Annotated in this window: 14 protein-coding genes; 11 read left to right on the top strand and 3 right to left on the bottom strand. The window is 63.2% G+C overall.

Annotation, left to right across the window (positions count from 1 at the left end):
* The first annotated feature begins 4 nt into the window (after nucleotides 1–4).
* Together JN279_RS11375 and JN279_RS11370 are read left to right on the top strand one after the other, a co-directional pair.
* Nucleotides 5–292, top strand: a complete 288-nt coding sequence (locus JN279_RS11375; protein ID WP_202352793.1) for a YciI family protein — start codon at nucleotides 5–7, stop codon at nucleotides 290–292.
* Nucleotides 289–1221, top strand: a complete 933-nt coding sequence (locus JN279_RS11370) for a heme-dependent oxidative N-demethylase family protein (RefSeq protein ID WP_096449920.1) — start codon at nucleotides 289–291, stop codon at nucleotides 1219–1221. The genes JN279_RS11375 and JN279_RS11370 overlap by 4 nt, the downstream gene beginning before the upstream one ends.
* A gap of 6 nt (nucleotides 1222–1227) precedes the next feature.
* On the opposite strand, the gene JN279_RS11365 is transcribed toward JN279_RS11370, so the two are convergent.
* A complete protein-coding gene (locus tag JN279_RS11365) occupies nucleotides 1228–2106 on the bottom strand; it encodes a LysR family transcriptional regulator (protein WP_202352792.1) in 879 nt (292 codons plus the stop codon).
* A gap of 108 nt (nucleotides 2107–2214) precedes the next feature.
* On the opposite strand from JN279_RS11365, the gene JN279_RS11360 reads away from it, so the two are divergent.
* The 8 genes from JN279_RS11360 (at nucleotide 2215) to JN279_RS11325 (ending at nucleotide 11529) form a co-directional block, all read left to right on the top strand.
* Entirely contained in the window at nucleotides 2215–2961 is a 747-nt protein-coding gene (locus JN279_RS11360) for an SDR family NAD(P)-dependent oxidoreductase (RefSeq protein WP_202352791.1), read from the top strand.
* A gap of 184 nt (nucleotides 2962–3145) precedes the next feature.
* Complete coding sequence (locus tag JN279_RS11355) at nucleotides 3146–4591, top strand: homospermidine synthase (RefSeq protein WP_096449926.1); 1446 nt, start codon at nucleotides 3146–3148, stop codon at nucleotides 4589–4591.
* 182 nt (nucleotides 4592–4773) lie between these two features.
* Nucleotides 4774–5151 carry a hypothetical protein gene (locus tag JN279_RS11350; protein ID WP_202352790.1) on the top strand — a complete coding sequence of 126 codons (378 nt, stop codon included), beginning with the start codon at nucleotides 4774–4776 and terminating at the stop codon, nucleotides 5149–5151.
* 261 nt (nucleotides 5152–5412) lie between these two features.
* On the top strand, nucleotides 5413–7443 hold the full coding sequence (locus JN279_RS11345) for a bifunctional metallophosphatase/5'-nucleotidase (protein ID WP_202352789.1): 2031 nt from the start codon (nucleotides 5413–5415) through the stop codon (nucleotides 7441–7443).
* Between the two features lie 138 nt (nucleotides 7444–7581).
* Entirely contained in the window at nucleotides 7582–8646 is a 1065-nt protein-coding gene (gene hemH, locus JN279_RS11340; RefSeq protein WP_202352788.1) for a ferrochelatase, read from the top strand.
* A gap of 53 nt (nucleotides 8647–8699) precedes the next feature.
* Nucleotides 8700–9911 (top strand): NAD(P)/FAD-dependent oxidoreductase, encoded by a 1212-nt coding sequence (locus JN279_RS11335; RefSeq protein ID WP_202352787.1) that lies wholly within the window; start codon nucleotides 8700–8702, stop codon nucleotides 9909–9911.
* Between the two features lie 121 nt (nucleotides 9912–10032).
* The gene (locus tag JN279_RS11330) at nucleotides 10033–10983 is read left to right on the top strand and encodes an SPFH domain-containing protein (protein WP_202352786.1); all 951 of its coding nucleotides are present in this window, start codon (nucleotides 10033–10035) and stop codon (nucleotides 10981–10983) included.
* An 81-nt stretch (nucleotides 10984–11064) separates the two neighbouring features.
* A complete protein-coding gene (locus JN279_RS11325) occupies nucleotides 11065–11529 on the top strand; it encodes an NfeD family protein (RefSeq protein ID WP_202352785.1) in 465 nt (154 codons plus the stop codon).
* A 230-nt stretch (nucleotides 11530–11759) separates the two neighbouring features.
* Here JN279_RS11325 and JN279_RS11320 read toward each other — a convergent pair whose 3' ends face one another.
* Nucleotides 11760–12761, bottom strand: coding sequence for a KpsF/GutQ family sugar-phosphate isomerase (locus tag JN279_RS11320; protein WP_202352784.1), 1002 nt, complete (start codon nucleotides 12759–12761; stop codon nucleotides 11760–11762).
* Between the two features lie 208 nt (nucleotides 12762–12969).
* On the opposite strand from JN279_RS11320, the gene JN279_RS11315 reads away from it, so the two are divergent.
* The gene (locus JN279_RS11315) at nucleotides 12970–14769 is read left to right on the top strand and encodes an outer membrane beta-barrel protein (RefSeq protein WP_202352783.1); all 1800 of its coding nucleotides are present in this window, start codon (nucleotides 12970–12972) and stop codon (nucleotides 14767–14769) included.
* A gap of 156 nt (nucleotides 14770–14925) precedes the next feature.
* Here the strand turns inward: JN279_RS11315 and galU are convergent, their stop codons facing one another.
* A complete protein-coding gene (gene galU, locus JN279_RS11310) occupies nucleotides 14926–15831 on the bottom strand; it encodes a UTP--glucose-1-phosphate uridylyltransferase GalU (RefSeq protein WP_096449942.1) in 906 nt (301 codons plus the stop codon).
* Between the last annotated feature and the right edge of the window lie 209 nt (nucleotides 15832–16040).

Here is a 16040-nt window from a genome sequence, read left to right as displayed (position 1 = left end):
CGCCATGTTCGTCGTTTCGCTGAACTACAAAGTGCCGCTGACCGAGATCGACCGCCTGCAGGCGGCGCACATCGAATGGCTGAAGGCCTGCTATGCGGAGGGTGTCTTCGTCGCCTCCGGGCCGAAGAAACCGCGGACCGGCGGCATCATCATCGCGCAATGTCCGCGCGAAATCCTCGACGCCAGGCTGGCAGCCGACCCGTTCGCCAAGGCGGGCGCAGCGGAGTACGAGGTCACCGAATTCCTGGCCAGGATGACCGCTGCCGGTCTCGAGGCCATCAAGGAAGCATGAGCTTGGCCGAGGCCCTTCCGACCCACACCCCCTATGACGGCTCGTCGAAGCTGTTCAACATCGGGCTGAAGCCGCTCGAGCCGGCAGGCTGGATCGAGGTCGACGGCCATCTTCTGCCCTATCTCGCCGAGAAGCGCCGGCTCTATGCCGAAATCCCCGACCGGGTTTTCGTCGAGGAGGACGGCACGCGCGACGCCCAGCAGGAAGTGCTCGACTTGCTCGGCGCCTATCTGCCGGACCGATTTCCAGACACCCATCGCCGCACCGATGCGGGCATCGAGGTGGTGGGCGCTGCGAACCACCCTGCTTTGCCTTCGGGTCTCGCCGACGCGCCGCTGGTCGCGGCCTCGCTGCTGGTCCAGGAAGACCTGATCCTGATGCGTCGCGACGACAGCGGCTGGCGGCTCGCCGCCGGATCGCTGTGCTTTCCCTCGTCCTGGTCGCTTCTCGAAAAATTCGGCAAGCCGCTGCAGCAGATCCACGAGCCTGTACCGGGCTTCGGTCCGGGCACGCGGCCGGCCGCATTGATCAACCGCATGTTCGACGGCCTGCAGGGCCAGGCGGTTGAGCGCTTCAACTGGTCGATCCAGGCCGACAATGCGCTCTACCATCCGCTGTCCAATGTCGAGCGCATCGACCGTGCCACCAACCGGCCGTCGCGCTTCCCCGACGGCGACGTCAAGGCGCACGCCTTCATCCGCGTCGAGCGGCAGACGCTGCGCAAGCTGCCGTCCTCACGCGACATCCTGTTCACCATCCGCATCCATCTCGACCCGCTCGCCGTGCTGGCCCGGCACCCCGACCGGGCGGCGCTAGCTGGGTCCTTTGCCGCTCAGCTCGAGGCGCTCGATCTCGACCAGCTCGACTACAAGGGCCTGACATCGGACCGCGACCGGCTGATCGAACATTTGAGGACAATGGCGCGCTGAGTCACGCTACAGGCTGCCGGCCAGGAACTCGACGAATATCCTTGCCCTGGCGCTCGCCTTACGTCCGGCCGGAAACAGCGCCCACAGTTCAACAGACGGCAATGTCCATTCGGTCAGGATCGGCCGCACCGCGCCACTGCGCAGTTCCGGCCCGAACATCCATTCGGAGCCGACCGTGAAACCAATTCCGGCAAGCACCGCCTCACGCGCCCCTTCGGCCGACGTCACGCGCAGCCGCCCCTGGCCGGCAAGCGAAACCTCTTCAGCGCCTCGCTGGAACGTCCAGCGATTGGAATAGCCTGCCTGGACGAAAAGGATCGCCTCGTGCCGCGACAGCTCATCCGGCGCCATGGGCTCGCCCTCGCGCGCCAGGTAGGAGGGTGCCGCCACCACGAGACGACGGCAAGTGGCGATCTTGCGCCCGATATGAGCGGGGGCGAAGCTTTCACCCAGACGCAGCATGACATCCACCCCTTCCTCGACAAGGTCGACGTTCCTGTCGTCCATCGCCACCTCGACGTCGAGCCTTGGGTGAGCGTCCAGGAAGGCTTTCAGTCTCGGCACGACATGCAGGCGGCCGAAGGTCACGGACGTGCCAATGCGCAGCAACCCGGTAAGCGCCGCCGCAGTGCCACGCGCCGCGTTCTCTGCTTCGTCGGCCTCGTCGACCGCGCGCTTGGCGCCTTCATAAAAGCTGAGGCCGGCATCGGTCGGCGATAGACCTCGGGTGGTGCGCGACAGCAGGCGAACGCCGAGCCGTTCCTCGAGCTGCGCGATCGCTTTCGAAACGGCTGGCTGCCCGACGCGCAAATGTCGCGCGGCCGCCGAGAACGAGCCGGTTTCGATGACCCTAATAAAGGTGTTCATCGCCATGAGCCTGTCCATCTATTCCACCTTGGAATTAGTTATATGGTGATATTCCTTCTACCTGACCGGTTTGGGAATAGCCAATTGGCTTGATGTCAAATCCATCCAGCCATTTGGAGAACCAAAATGAGCAAGCTCAACAACAAGGTCGCCATCGTCACCGGCGCCGCGCGCGGCATCGGTGCGGGCATCGCCAAGCGGCTGGCGGCGGAAGGCGCCGCCGTCGTCGTCAACTACGCCACCAGCCATGAAGCGGCCGAACGCACGGTGAAGGAGATCATCGCCAGCGGCGGCAAGGCGACCGCGGTTCAGGGCGACGTGGTCGAGGCCGCTGATGTCGAAAAGATGTTCGAGGCGGCAAGGATCGCATTCGGCAAGCCAAGCATTCTGGTCAACAACGCTGCCACGGCAGTCTTCGGCACCTTCGAGGAAGCCAGTGAGGCGGATTATCGGCGGCTGTTCGACACCAACGTGCTGGGCACGATCCTGACCACCAAGGCGGCGATGCGCCACTTCCCCGAGAGCGGCGGCAGCATCGTCAACATCGGCACGATCTCGAGCTGGAACCCGGTGCCAAACACCAGCCTCTATTCCGCCAGCAAAGCGGCGATCGACACGCTGACGCTTAGCCTGTCGAGAGAACTCGGAGCCCGCAACATCCGTGTCAACATCGTGGCGCCTGGCTATACCCATACCGAAATGACAGAAGGCATGGTTGGCACCGATTTCGGCAATATGCTGATCGCTGGCGTCCCCCTTGGCCAGCGCTTCGGCAGGCCGGACGACATCGCCCCGACCGTGGCCTTTCTCGCCTCGGACGAGGCGGCGTGGCTGACCGGCGAACGCATCAACGCGTCGGGCGGCGCCCGCTGATACGACGCCGGCTCAACATCCGCCATCGGGCAGGCCATGGCCTCCCGGTGGCATCGCCGAGCACTGCCACAGCGGCGTTCCCGGGCGTTTCGCTGGTTTTCCCTTTATTGTGACAATGATCTATGGTTTGTCGCGCCGCGGCCAAGCGGCTGTTCCGGAGTGTTTTTGAGGAGTGCTCGATAAAATGGCGAATGAAAACTGGCCCGTTTACGGTGAGATCACCGGCCCTGTGGTGATGATCGGCTTCGGCTCGATCGGACGGGGAACGCTGCCGCTCATCGAACGCCATTTCAAGTTCGACAAGTCGCGCATGACGGTCCTCGACCCACGCGACACCGACCGCAAGCTGCTCGACGAGCGCGGCATCGCCTTCGTCCAGGAAGCGGTGACCGAGAAGAACTACAAGAAGCTTTTGACGCCGCTGCTAACCAATGGCGGCGGCCAGGGCTTCTGCGTCAATTTGTCGGTCGATACCGGCTCGGTCGACCTGATGCGGCTCTGCCGCAAGCTCGGCGTGCTCTATATCGACACCGTCGTCGAGCCGTGGCTCGGCTTCTATTTCGACGCCAAGGCCGACAATGCCAGCCGCACCAACTATGCGCTGCGCGAGGCCATGATCAAGGAGAAGCACGACAAACCTGGCGGCGCTACCGCCGTCTCCACCTGCGGCGCCAATCCCGGCATGGTCTCATGGTTCGTCAAGCAGGCGCTGGTCAACCTCGCCACCGATCTTGGCCTTGAGTTCTCGGAACCCGCGCAGGAAGACCGCGAGGGTTGGGCGAAGCTGATGAAGAAGGCCGGCGTCAAGGGCATCCACATCGCCGAGCGCGACACCCAGCGCACCAAGAAGCCAAAGCCGATGGATGTGTTCTGGAACACATGGTCGGTCGAGGGCTTCATCTCCGAGGGGCTGCAGCCGGCCGAGCTCGGCTGGGGCACGCATGAGAAGTGGATGCCGAAGAACGCCAAGAAGCACAAGCACGGCTCCAAGGCCGCGATCTATCTGGAACAGCCCGGCGCCAACACGCGCGTGCGCTCGTGGTGCCCGACACCGGGCGCGCAATACGGCCTGCTGGTGACGCATAATGAGGCGATCTCGATCGCCGATTTCTTCACCGTGCGCTCCAAGAAGGGCAAGGTCCAGTACCGGCCGACCTGCCACTATGCCTACCATCCCTGCAACGACGCGATGCTGTCGCTGGACGAGATGTTCGGCGCTGCCGGCAAGCCTCAGCCGGTGCACCACGTGCTCGACGAAAATGAACTCGTCGACGGCGTCGACGAGCTCGGCGTCCTGCTCTACGGCCACGACAAGAATGCTTACTGGTACGGCTCGCATCTCTCGCTCGCCGAGGCGCGCAAGCTGGCGCCCTATCAGAACGCCACCGGCATGCAGGTCACCTCGGCGGTTCTGGCCGGCATGGTCTGGGCTCTGGAAAACCCGGATGCCGGCATCGTCGAGGCCGACGAGATGGACTACAAGCGCTGCCTGGAAGTGCAGTCGCCCTATCTCGGACCGGTCGAAGGCCATTACACCGACTGGACGCCGCTTGACAGGCGCCCCAGCCTCTTCCCGGAGGACCTCGACCGCAGCGATCCGTGGCAATTCCGCAACATCCTCGTCCGATAGCACCCTGCGCACCATGCGCCATTGCCTTGCAATCGCCCGGAAATCGGGCGATTGAAGAGATGCGGCCTGGGGCAGCGTGCGTCTTGCGGGACGCGCGCCCACTCCAGCACTTTGGACGTTCGCCTCGTGCCTGCCAAAATCGAAACCGATTTTTGGGCCGATGCGTTTGGAGAGGATTTCAGATGACTATTGCGCGCAAAGTTCTTTCGATGGGCATGGCGGGTTCCTTTGCCATGATGCTCGCTGCCTGCACGACCAGCGGTCCTGACCAACCGCCGATGGCAGCCGCGCCGAAAGGCGTCGAGGGCTCGTGGATCGATGCCAAGGGCACCGGCCTGTCGACCTTCACCGGCGGAAAGTTCACGACCGTCGCCACCGACACCGGCCAGAAGCTGGCCGATGGCAGCTACACGATGACCGGCGCCACATCGGTCGAGATCAACGGGACGTCGCTGATCCGGCAGACGCCGGTCAGCTTCAACTGCCTGCTGATCTCCACCAGCCAGCTGAACTGCACCAGTTCGTCCGGCCAGAACTTCGTCCTCACACGACGCGCCTGAACCGGCAAACATCGGACTCATCAAGGACGGCGGCCACGGGCCACCGTCCTTTTTTGCGCCGGCAAATCCCCCGGGTTTTTCGCCAGAAAATACCCCGGATTTTGCACTCGCAAATATCCCCGGTTCTGCCCTTGCACATACAGCTGGCATTTCCGCTTGCGTCAGCCGGAACGCGATGGGAACATGGTCAAAACGCTGGCTGTTATATCCCAGTCAAGCACAGGCATTAAACGCCTCTGATCAGCCTACCGGGAGACGAAGATGAAGAAGCTTGCCGCCATTGCAGCCCTGTCCGTATCGACGCTTGGCCTGTCGGCCGGCGCATCTTTTGCCGACTACACATTGAACATTCTGCATTTCAACGATTGGCACAGCCGCATCGAAGGCAACAACAAATACGAGTCGACCTGTTCGGCCGACGAGGAGACCAAGGGCGAATGCATTGGCGGCGCCGGCCGGTTGATCACGGCGATCGCCCAGGAACGCAAGAAGCTCGAAGGGCAGAATGTGCTGCTGCTCAATGCGGGCGACAGCTTCCAGGGATCGCTGTTCTACACCACCTACAAGGGCGCCGTGGAAGAGGAATTCCTCAATCAGATCAAACCCGACGCAGTGACGCTCGGCAACCACGAATTCGACGACGGCGAGAGCGCGCTGGTGCCTTACCTCGACAAGGCGAAGTTCCCGATCGTCAGCGCCAATGTCGTGCCGAACGACAAGTCCGGCGCGGCCGGCAAGATAAAGCCGTCGATCGTCGTCGAGGTTGGCGGACAGAAGATCGGCATCGTCGGCGCCGTCACCAACGACACGCCTGAACTCGCCTCGCCCGGCCCCAACATCGCCATCGCCGACGACGTCAAGTCGATCACGGCGGAGGTCGAGAAGCTCAAGGCGCAAGGCGTCAACAAGATCATCGCCGTGACCCATATCGGCTATAACAGGGAGCGCGATATCATCGCCAAGATCCCCGGCATCGACGTCGTTGTCGGAGGCCACAGCCATACGCTCTTGTCGAACACCGATCCGAAGGCGGCAGGTCCCTATCCGACGATGGTCGACAATCCCGGCGGCTACAAGGTGCCGGTGGTGCAGGCGGCGTCCTATTCGAAATATCTCGGCGAGTTCAAGGTGGTGTTCGACGACAATGGCGCCGTCAAATCGGCGAGCGGCGACCCGATCTACCTCGACAAGTCGATCACGCCCGATCCCGCCGTGCTCGCCCGCATCAAGGAACTCGGCGCGCCGATCGAGGCCCTGAAGAACAAGGAAGTGGCCGAGACCACCGATGTGATCGACGGCAGCCGCGAGAATTGCCGCGCCAGGGAATGCGCGATGGGCAATCTCGTCTCCGACGCCATACTCGACCGCGTCAAGGGACAGGGCGTCGAGATCGTCATCTCCAATGGTGGCGGCCTGCGCGCCTCGATCGACAAGGGCACGGTCACCATGGGCGAGGTGCTGACCGTGCTGCCGTTCCAGAACACGCTGGCGACCTTCCAGATTTCCGGCAAGGACCTGGTCGCCGGTCTCGAGGGCGGCCTCAGCCAGATCGAGGACGGCGCCGGCCGCTTCCCGCAGGTGGCGGGCCTCAAATATTCCTTCGACAAGTCGGTCGCGCCCAATGCCGGCCGCGTCAAGTCGGTCGAGGTGATGGAGAACGGCGCCTGGACGCCGATCAATCCCGACAAGGACTATGTCGTCGCCACCAACAATTATGTCCGCCAGGGCGGCGACGGCTACAAGGTCTTCGCCGAAAAGGCCAAGAACGCTTACGACTACGGCCCCGGCCTCGAGCAGGTCGTTGCCGACTATCTCGGCGCCCACCGGCCCTACACGCCGAAGCTCGACGGCCGCATCACCGAGATCGCCGCGACTGTCGCGGCGGCCCCCGCCGCCGAGCCCGCCAAACCGGCCGAACCGGCAAAGCCGGCCGAGACAGCGCCGGCAACCCCGGCGCCCGCACCGGCCGAGGCGGCGAAACCGGCTGAACCGGCAAAGCCCGCTGAAGCAGCACCTGCACCAGTCGAACCCGCGAAGCCTGCAGAACCGGCAAAGCCCGCCGAAGCAGCACCTGCGCCGGCAGAACCCGCCAAGCCTGCCGAACCGGTAAAGCCCGTTGAAACCGCGCCCGCCACGGGCAGCCATGTCATCGTCACCGGTGACACCTACTGGGACCTGGCCAAGAAGGCCTATGGCGACGCGACCAAGTGGAAACTCATCTACGAGGCCAACAAGGGTCAACGGCCGCATCGGCTTATGCCCGGCGCGACGCTGACCATCCCGGCGAAGTAGAGTCACTTCGCCTGTTCCGACGCCAAGCCCGTCCGGGAAACCGGGCGGGTTTTGCGTTTTCAGGCTAAGGTGCGGCCAGACGCTGCATTGAAAACCGGCGCGCCATCGCTAGTTTCGCGCCGTGTCCGGAGAACCCTTATGACGCTTTCCACTCCTGTCGATCCCAAAGCCGCGAAGGCCCTCGGCCCACAGCCGGCCGGGCATCCGCCGGTCAAGACCGGCAAGATCGGCGTCATGCTGGTCAATCTCGGCACGCCTGACGGCACCGATTTCAAGCCGATGTGGCGGTATCTCAGGGAATTTCTGTCCGACCCACGTGTCATCGAGCTCAACAGGGCGATCTGGTATCCGATCCTCTACGGCCTCGTGCTCACCACCCGGCCGAAGAAGTCCGGCGCCAACTATGCCCGGATCTGGAACCGGGAGAAGAACGAGTCGCCGCTGCGCACCTACACCCGAGCGCAGAGCGAAAAGCTCGCCGAGGCGTTGCGCGACTTGCCCGATGTCGTCGTCGACTGGGCGATGCGCTACGGCAATCCTTCGACCGCGAGCGTCGCCGAAAGCCTGGTCGCGCAAGGCTGCGACCGCATTCTTTCGTTCCCGCTCTATCCCCAGTATTCGGCGACCACCACGGCAACCGCCAACGACCAACTGTTTCGCGCCTTGATGAAGATGCGGGCAGCCCCTGCCATCCGCAGCGTGCCGCCTTACTATGACGAGCCCGTCTACATCGAGGCGCTGGCGCGTTCGATCGAACAGCATCTGACGACACTCGATTTCGAGCCAGAAGTTGTCATCGCCTCATACCACGGCATCCCAAAACCCTATTTCGAAAAGGGTGACCCCTACCATTGCCACTGCCTCAAGACGACGCGGCTGTTGCGCGACAGGCTCGGCTGGGACGAGAAGAAGCTGATCACCACCTTCCAGTCGCGCTTCGGCGCGCAGGAATGGCTGCAGCCCTACACCGACAAGACCGTGGAGAAACTCGGCAAGGACGGCGTGAAATCGATCGCCATCGTCAATCCCGGCTTTTCCGTCGACTGCATCGAGACGCTGGACGAGATCGGCCGTGAGGCGGCCGAGACTTTTCATCACGCCGGCGGCAAGAATTTCGCCCATATCCCTTGCCTGAACGACAGCGCCGAGGGCATGGCGGTGATCGAGGCCATGGTGCGTCGCGAATTGTCCGGCTGGGTCTGATAGCGGAACAACGGCCACTCCGGGGCGTTGAGGCGCGCCTTCCGGAGAATTCCATGCCCCGCAAACTCGACCTCAGAACTGGCCGGCCCGTCTGGTCCGCCTATCGGGCACCAGCCGTGCCGACTGACAGCCTGAGCCGGGACGTCAAGACCGATGTACTCATCATCGGCATGGGCATCAGCGGCGCCATGATGGCCGAGGCGCTGACGGCAGACGGTCATGCCGTGCTCTGCATCGACCGGCGCGGGCCGCTGAAAGGCTCGACCGCCGCGACCACCGCGCTGGTGCAATTCGAAATCGACCAGCCGCTTTCAACGCTCTCAAAGATGATCGGCAAGGCCAAGGCACAGCAGGCCTGGCGGCGCTCGCGGCTCGCCGTTCCCAACCTGGCTGGCCGTATCGAGGACCTCGCAATCGACTGTCGCCTGCGCCGCACCCAGTCCCTTTATCTGGCCGGCACGCTGCTCGGCCCGGCGGAACTGCGCGATGAAGCCGAAGCGCGGCGGCAAGCGGGCATTGCCGCCACCTATCTGACGCCGCGGCCACTGGCGGAAACATTCGGCATCGACCGCGGTGGCGCCATCCTCAGCCACGACAACATCGCGCTCGACCCGCGCAAGCTGACGGCCGGACTGTTGCTCAAGGCGCTCGAGCGCAAGGCCCGCTTCCACACCCCCGTCGAGGCGACAGCGATCGAGGACAGTGCCAACGAAGTGGTGGTCGCCACGAAAGACGGCCCGACCATCGCGGCACAGCATGTTGTCCTGGCCACCGGCTATGAACTGCTCGACATCGTGCCGGCCGCGGCCCACCGGATCATCTCGACCTGGGCGATCGCGACACGCCCGCAACCGCGAAAACTCTGGCCGGGTGCTGCGTTTATCTGGGAGGCGTCAGACCCCTACCTTTACATGCGCGCGACGGCCGACGGCCGCGTCATCTGCGGCGGCGAGGACGAGGATTTTGTCGACGAGACAAGGCGCGACGAACTGATCGCCGACAAGAGTGCCCGTATTGCCGAAAAACTCGGCCGGTTGTTCCCGCATCTCGACGTCAAGCCTGAGTTCGCCTGGACCGGTTCCTTCGGCACCACGTCCACGGGCTTGCCCTATATCGGCGCCATTCCCAGGCACCCACGCATCCATGCAGTCATGGGTTACGGCGGTAATGGCATCACCTTCTCGCGCATCGCTTCCGAAATTATTTCGGCTTCGATCAAGGGGCTAGCCGACACGGATGCAGAGCTGTTCGCCTTCAACCGGTGAGTGCAGGCCTGCAAACAATCCTTCATCACCTGATTGTAACGCATCTGAAACACACTTAAGTCTTTGGTGAAGTCGGCTGCGCGGGAATGGCTCTCGCGGCCTGCTTGTGAGGGAGAGCCAAATGGATTTCAGTGGTTTCGATATTGCGGTCATTGTTCTTGTCGCGCTTGTCGTTCTGGTGCTTTTCAAAGGCATCAAGACAGTTCCGCAAGGCTACAACTATACCGTCGAACGCTTTGGTCGTTACACAAGGACACTGAGCCCCGGCCTCAACATCATTACGCCCTTCGTCGATCGCATCGGCGCCAAGATGAACATGATGGAGCAGGTGCTCGACGTTCCGAGCCAGGAGATCATCACCCGCGACAACGCCATCGTCGGTGTCGACGGCATCGCCTTCTACCAGATCCTCAATGCGGCACAGGCGGCCTATCAGGTTGCCGGCCTGCAGAACGCCATCCTCAACCTGACCATGACCAACATCCGTACCGTCATGGGTTCGATGGACCTCGATGAGCTGTTGTCCAACCGCGACGCCATCAACGAGCGCCTGCTGCGCGTCGTCGACGAGGCGGCGCATCCGTGGGGCATCAAGATCACCCGCGTCGAGATCAAGGACATCAACCCGCCGGCCAACCTCATCGAATCGATGGGTCGCCAGATGACCGCCGAGCGCAACAAGCGTGCGCAGATCCTGGCCGCCGAAGGCCTCAAGCAGTCGCAGATCCTCGAGGCCGAAGGCCGCAAGGAAGCCGCCTTCCGCGATGCAGAGGCCCGCGAACGCTCGGCCGAGGCCGAAGCCCGCGCCACTCAAGTGGTGTCGGAGGCGATTTCCAAGGGCGACGTGCAGGCGCTGAACTACTTCGTCGCCCAGAAATACACCGAAGCGTTGGGCAAGATCGGCACGGCCACCAACAGCAAGATCGTGCTGATGCCTTTCGAGGCGTCATCTCTGATCGGCTCGCTCGGCGGCATCGGCGAAATCGCCAAGGAAGTCTTCCGCAGCGAAGGCACGACAGGTGCGCAACGCCAGGCCGCCCGCCCGCCGCTCGTGCGTCCGAGCGAAAATTGAGATCATAGGAGCATGATCCCGAAAGGTGGTAACCGGTTTTCGGAAAAGATCATGCTCAACAAGAAGTAGGAGCATACTCCCATGTTGGACCGCATTGTTTCTGAACTTGGTCCTTGGAACTGGATGGTCCTGGGCTTCGTCCTGCTGGTTGTAGAGGTCATCGCGCCCGGCTTCTTCATGCTGTGGATCGGCATCGCCGCGCTCATCATCGGCGCGGTGTCGCTGCTGATCTGGGACGCGGCGATCTGGACCTGGCAGGTTCAGGTCCTCGCCTTCCTGGTGCTGTCGCTGGTCTCGGCCTTTGTCGGCAAGAAACTGATGGGCGGACACGACCAGCCAACCGACCAGCCGCTGCTCAACCGCCGCGGCGCCCAGATGGTCGGCAGGATGGCGACGCTTGCAGAGCCGATCAAGGACGGCCGCGGCCGCATCAAGCTCGGCGACACGCTATGGCGCGTCTCCGGCCCCGACCTGCCCGCCGGCACGCAGGTGCGCGTGACGAGTGCCGCGGATACGGACCTGGAACTGAGGGTGGAGCGAGTTTGAATTTTCACAGCATACCCACCTAGGTAGGTATGTCGAGATTCAGGTCAGGCCGAGTCGAAAACGGTGGCTTCCGAGAACCGGCCTACGCCGGCCGTAGCCTTCATAGAGCGGCGAAGGCCGGGGCGGAGCGTACTTTTTCTACGTGAGCTCAGTTCTATTGCCACGCAATAGAACTGGGAAGCGCAGGTATCAGCCGTTTGCAGACCGGCCTCACCTGAATATCGGCATGCCTAAGCGGCGCCGATGCGCAGCAGGTCATGGAAATGCACCACGCCGAGCGGCACGTTGTTCTTGGTCACCACCAGCGCGCCGATATTGTGCTCGTTGAGCAGCGCGATCGCCGTGCCGGCAAGCGTCTGCGGATCGACCGTCTTGGGCGTACGGGTCATCACCTCGTCGACGATGACATCGGCCAGGTGGCGGTGCAGGTTGCGCGCGACATCGCCGTCGGTGATGATCCCGGCCAATTCGCCATTGGTGTCGACGATGAGGACGCAGCCGACCTTCTTCTGCGACAGCGTCATCACCGCTTCCGGCATCTTGGTGCCGAGAAGCGCCAGCGGAATCTGGTCGCCGACCCGCATGATCTCGGAGACCAGCGTCAAGTTGGCGCCGAGCTGGCCGCCGGGATGGAAGGTGCGGAAATGGTCTGGCGTGAAGCCGCGCGCCTCGAGCAGCGCGATCGCCAGCGCATCGCCGATGACCAGTTGCAGTAATGTCGATGTCGTCGGCGCCAGGCCGTGCGGGCAGGCCTCCGGGGTGCGCGGCAAAAGCAGCACGACGTCGGCCGCACGCGCCAGCGCCGACGTCTCCCCGGCGGTTATGGCGATAAGCGGAATGGAGAAGCGCCTGGAATAGGCAATGATGCCCTTGAGCTCGAGGCTTTCGCCCGACCACGACATGGCGATGATGGCATCGTCCTTGGCGATCATGCCGAGATCGCCATGGTTGGCCTCGACGGGATGGACGAAGAAGGCCGGCGTGCCTGTGGAGGCCAGCGTCGCTGCGATCTTCGAGCCGATATGGCCGCTTTTGCCGACGCCGGTGACGATCAGCCGGCCTTCGATCTTCGAGATCATCTCGACGGCCTGCGCGAAAGGCGCGGCCAGTCCGTTCTCAAGCGCTTCGGCCAGGGCGGCGATCCCGGCCTGCTCGGTTGCCACCGTTCTCAGTGCCGAATCAATCGACGCTTGCCTGTCCAGGGGCTTCTTATCCAAGGATTTCGCATGCATGGGTGATGCGATTAGCGCGTTGCCGCCCGCCTGTCCAACAGAAATGGCTTCGGTGCCCTGAGGACAGAGAGCTCGGACGCGCCGCTCGATGCCGCAGACAGCGGCACTTTAACCGGACGAACGATCGCTGCCTCAACCCTCCGTTAACCATCCCCATTTACGGTTCGGTAAGTATGGCGCGCATAGCGCCGCGCAAGCAGTGGTGGCGATGTCCGGGGTCCAGCCAGAAAAATCAAGAGGACGACGGGGCAAGGCGGTCTGCGCCCTGCTGCTGGCGACCAGCATGCTTGCCTTGCTGCGCCCGGGGCAGCTTCATGCCCAGGAAACCGAGCTGCGCGGCGAGGTTTCCGAATCGGCGATCCTCTCCGACCAGCAGCGCAAGGCAAGGCAGCTCGCCCTTGCCGCCCAGGGCCAGCAGCCACCGGCCAATGCCGCGCAGGACGATACGCCGCCGCGCACCTATTTGCCGGCCAGCGCCGGCGCCGTCCCCGACGAGACGGGCACGGATGCCGCCACCGGCAGCATTTTCGATCCACCGCAGGCGACCGACGACGCGTCCACCGACACTCCGACGCCGCCCAAGCCTCGCCGCCGTCCAACGAGCGCCGGGCAGAACGCGACGGATCAGGACAAGACCAAGGCGGACGCCAAGGCGGCCGGCAAGTCGAAAAAGAAGAAAAAATCGACGGCTGCAACCACCGACACCACCGCTTCAACGACTGCCTCCACGACGGACGCTGCCGGTACGACCGACACGGATGAGGAGACGGCCAACCGCCGTGCCCTCACCGTCGATAGCGCCGACAGGCAGAAACTCGACCCCGGTGCCGAGCGCACCGCCGCCATCGAAGGCCACAACAAGAAAGCCGAGGACGATCCGTTCGCCGCCACCGGCGTCAAATGGGGCTCCTTCGTCATCCGGCCGTCGATCGAACAAGGGCTGACCGCCACGACGAACGGCGATTCCAGCAGTGCCGGCACGTCGGCGCTGCTGTCGGAGACGGCATTGCGCTTTACCGCCGTTTCCGACTGGCGCGAAAACTCCGCCACCATCGACGGCTACGGCCTGTTCCGTGAGACCGTGTCGGGCTACCGTGTTCACGATGCGCAAGGCCGGATCGAGGGCCAGCTCAATGTCGACCTCGACAACGAACTGCGCGCCATCGCCAAGCTCGGCTATGAAGCGGTACCTGAAACGGCGTCCTCCCCCAACGCCATTGCCGGCGTCAGCACGCAGCCGCTGCGGCAGACGATCGACGGCAGCCTTGGCGTCGAAAAGCACATCGGCAAGATGCAGTACACGCTGACCGGCGCGGTCTCGCACGACTTCTATGGCGACGCCGAGCTTTCGGACGGCACCACGCTGTCGCAGAAGGATCAGGACAACACGCTCTACACGGCGACCTTGCGCACCGGTTACGAAATCTCGCCGGCCCTCACCCCGTTCACCGAAATCGAGGTCGGCCGCCGGGCCTATGATCAGCGCATCGACAATGAAGGCTTCGAGCGGTCCTCGACGCGGCTTGGCGCCCGCGCCGGCCTGCAACTCGACATGGGTGAGAAGCTGTCGGGTGAATTCTCGGCCGGCTGGCTGCGGGAAGCGATCGATGACAAAAGCCTGGAGGCGATTTCCGGCGCCACCGTCAACGCCGACCTCAAATGGTCACCGGAGCGCGGCACCACAATCGGCCTGACCGGCAAGACCACCGTCGAGACCACGACCACATCAGGCGAAAGCGGCGATATCCTCTATTCCGGCCGCCTGACCGGTGAACGCCAGATCCGTGCCAATCTCACCGCGAATGCGGCCCTGGGCCTCGACTGGCGCCACTATGTCGGCATCGATGGCCATGACCGAATCTTGAGCGCCGAGACCGGACTGACCTGGTGGCTGAACCGCTATGCCGGCCTCACCACAAGGGTGAGAACCGAAAAGCTGACCAGCAACCTGCCCGGCCGCGACTACACCGCCAACAGCATCTACCTCGGCCTGAAAGTGCAGCGTTGAGCTCACACGCGCCAAGGGTATGTCGAGATTCAGGTCAGGCCGAGTCGAGAATGGCTGACACCGAGAACCGGAGCGGAGCGTACTTAAGGTACGTGAGCACCGGAAGCGCAGGTATCGGCCATTCGCAGGCCGGCATCACCTGAATATCGGCGTACCCTAAAACGCCGCCCCGCGGCGCTCTGATGGCTTCATCTCGTCGAGAAGCGTGCGGATCACCCCGGCCATGTTCTCGTTCATGTCGCTGCGCCACAGCGCGAAGGCGACATTGGCCTCGACGAAACCTTCGGGCGAACCGCAGTCGAAGGTGCGGCCCTGATAGTGGTAGCCGTAGAAGGCCTGCTGCTTTTCCAGCTTCAGCATCGCGTCGGTGAGCTGGATCTCGTTGCCGGCGCCCTTTTCCTGGCCTTCGAGGATCTTGAAGATCTCGGGCTGCAGGATGTAGCGGCCGTTGATGTAGAGGTTGGAGGGCGCCGTGCCGGTTTTCGGCTTCTCCACCATCTCGGTGATGCGGAAGCCGTGATGCGTATCCTCGCCGCGGCCGACAATGCCGTATTTGTGGGTCTCCGCCGGGTCGCATTCCTGCACGGCAATGATGTTGTTGCCGGTTTCCTCGTAGAGCTCGACCATCGACTTCATGCAGCTCTTTTCCGACTGCATGATCATATCGGGCAGCAGCAGCGCGAACGGCTCGTCGCCGACCAGTTCGCGCGCGCACCAGACGGCATGGCCAAGCCCCATCGGCACCTGCTGGCGGGTGAAGCTGGTCTGCCCCGGCGCCGGCTGCAGCCGCTGCAGGCGGGCAAGCTGCTCGTCCTTGCCGCGCTGTGCCAGCGTGTCATAGAGCTCGAACTGGATATCGAAATGATCCTCGATGACCGCCTTGTTGCGGCCGGTCACGAAAATGAAATGCTCGATGCCGGCTTCCCGCGCCTCATCCACCACGTATTGGATGACCGGCCGGTCGACGACGGTCAGCATTTCCTTGGGAACAGCCTTGGTGGCCGGGAGGAACCGCGTGCCGAGACCGGCGACCGGGAAAACTGCTTTGCGAACTCTCTTCATGCTTTCAATTATCCGTTTGCTGGCCGGCTCCGCAATCCCGTCTCGCGACATTTTCACGCCGGAATTGAAGATTACTGGGGCGGGCGAGGGAAACTTCCACCGGTTAAAGCATCGAGGGTGTCTTTTCGTTCCAGGCGGCACCTATGGTAAACTAATTCCTAACCCGGTTCGGCGATGAATGGTCTTTCCTGAGACAGAGAAGGAGGAAA

It is taken from the genome of Mesorhizobium sp. 113-1-2 (assembly GCF_016756475.1).
Classification (GTDB): Bacteria; Pseudomonadota; Alphaproteobacteria; order Rhizobiales; family Rhizobiaceae; genus Mesorhizobium; species Mesorhizobium loti_C.
Note: the sequence above shows the minus strand (reverse complement) of the source record. Positions and strands in the feature narration are given on the sequence as shown.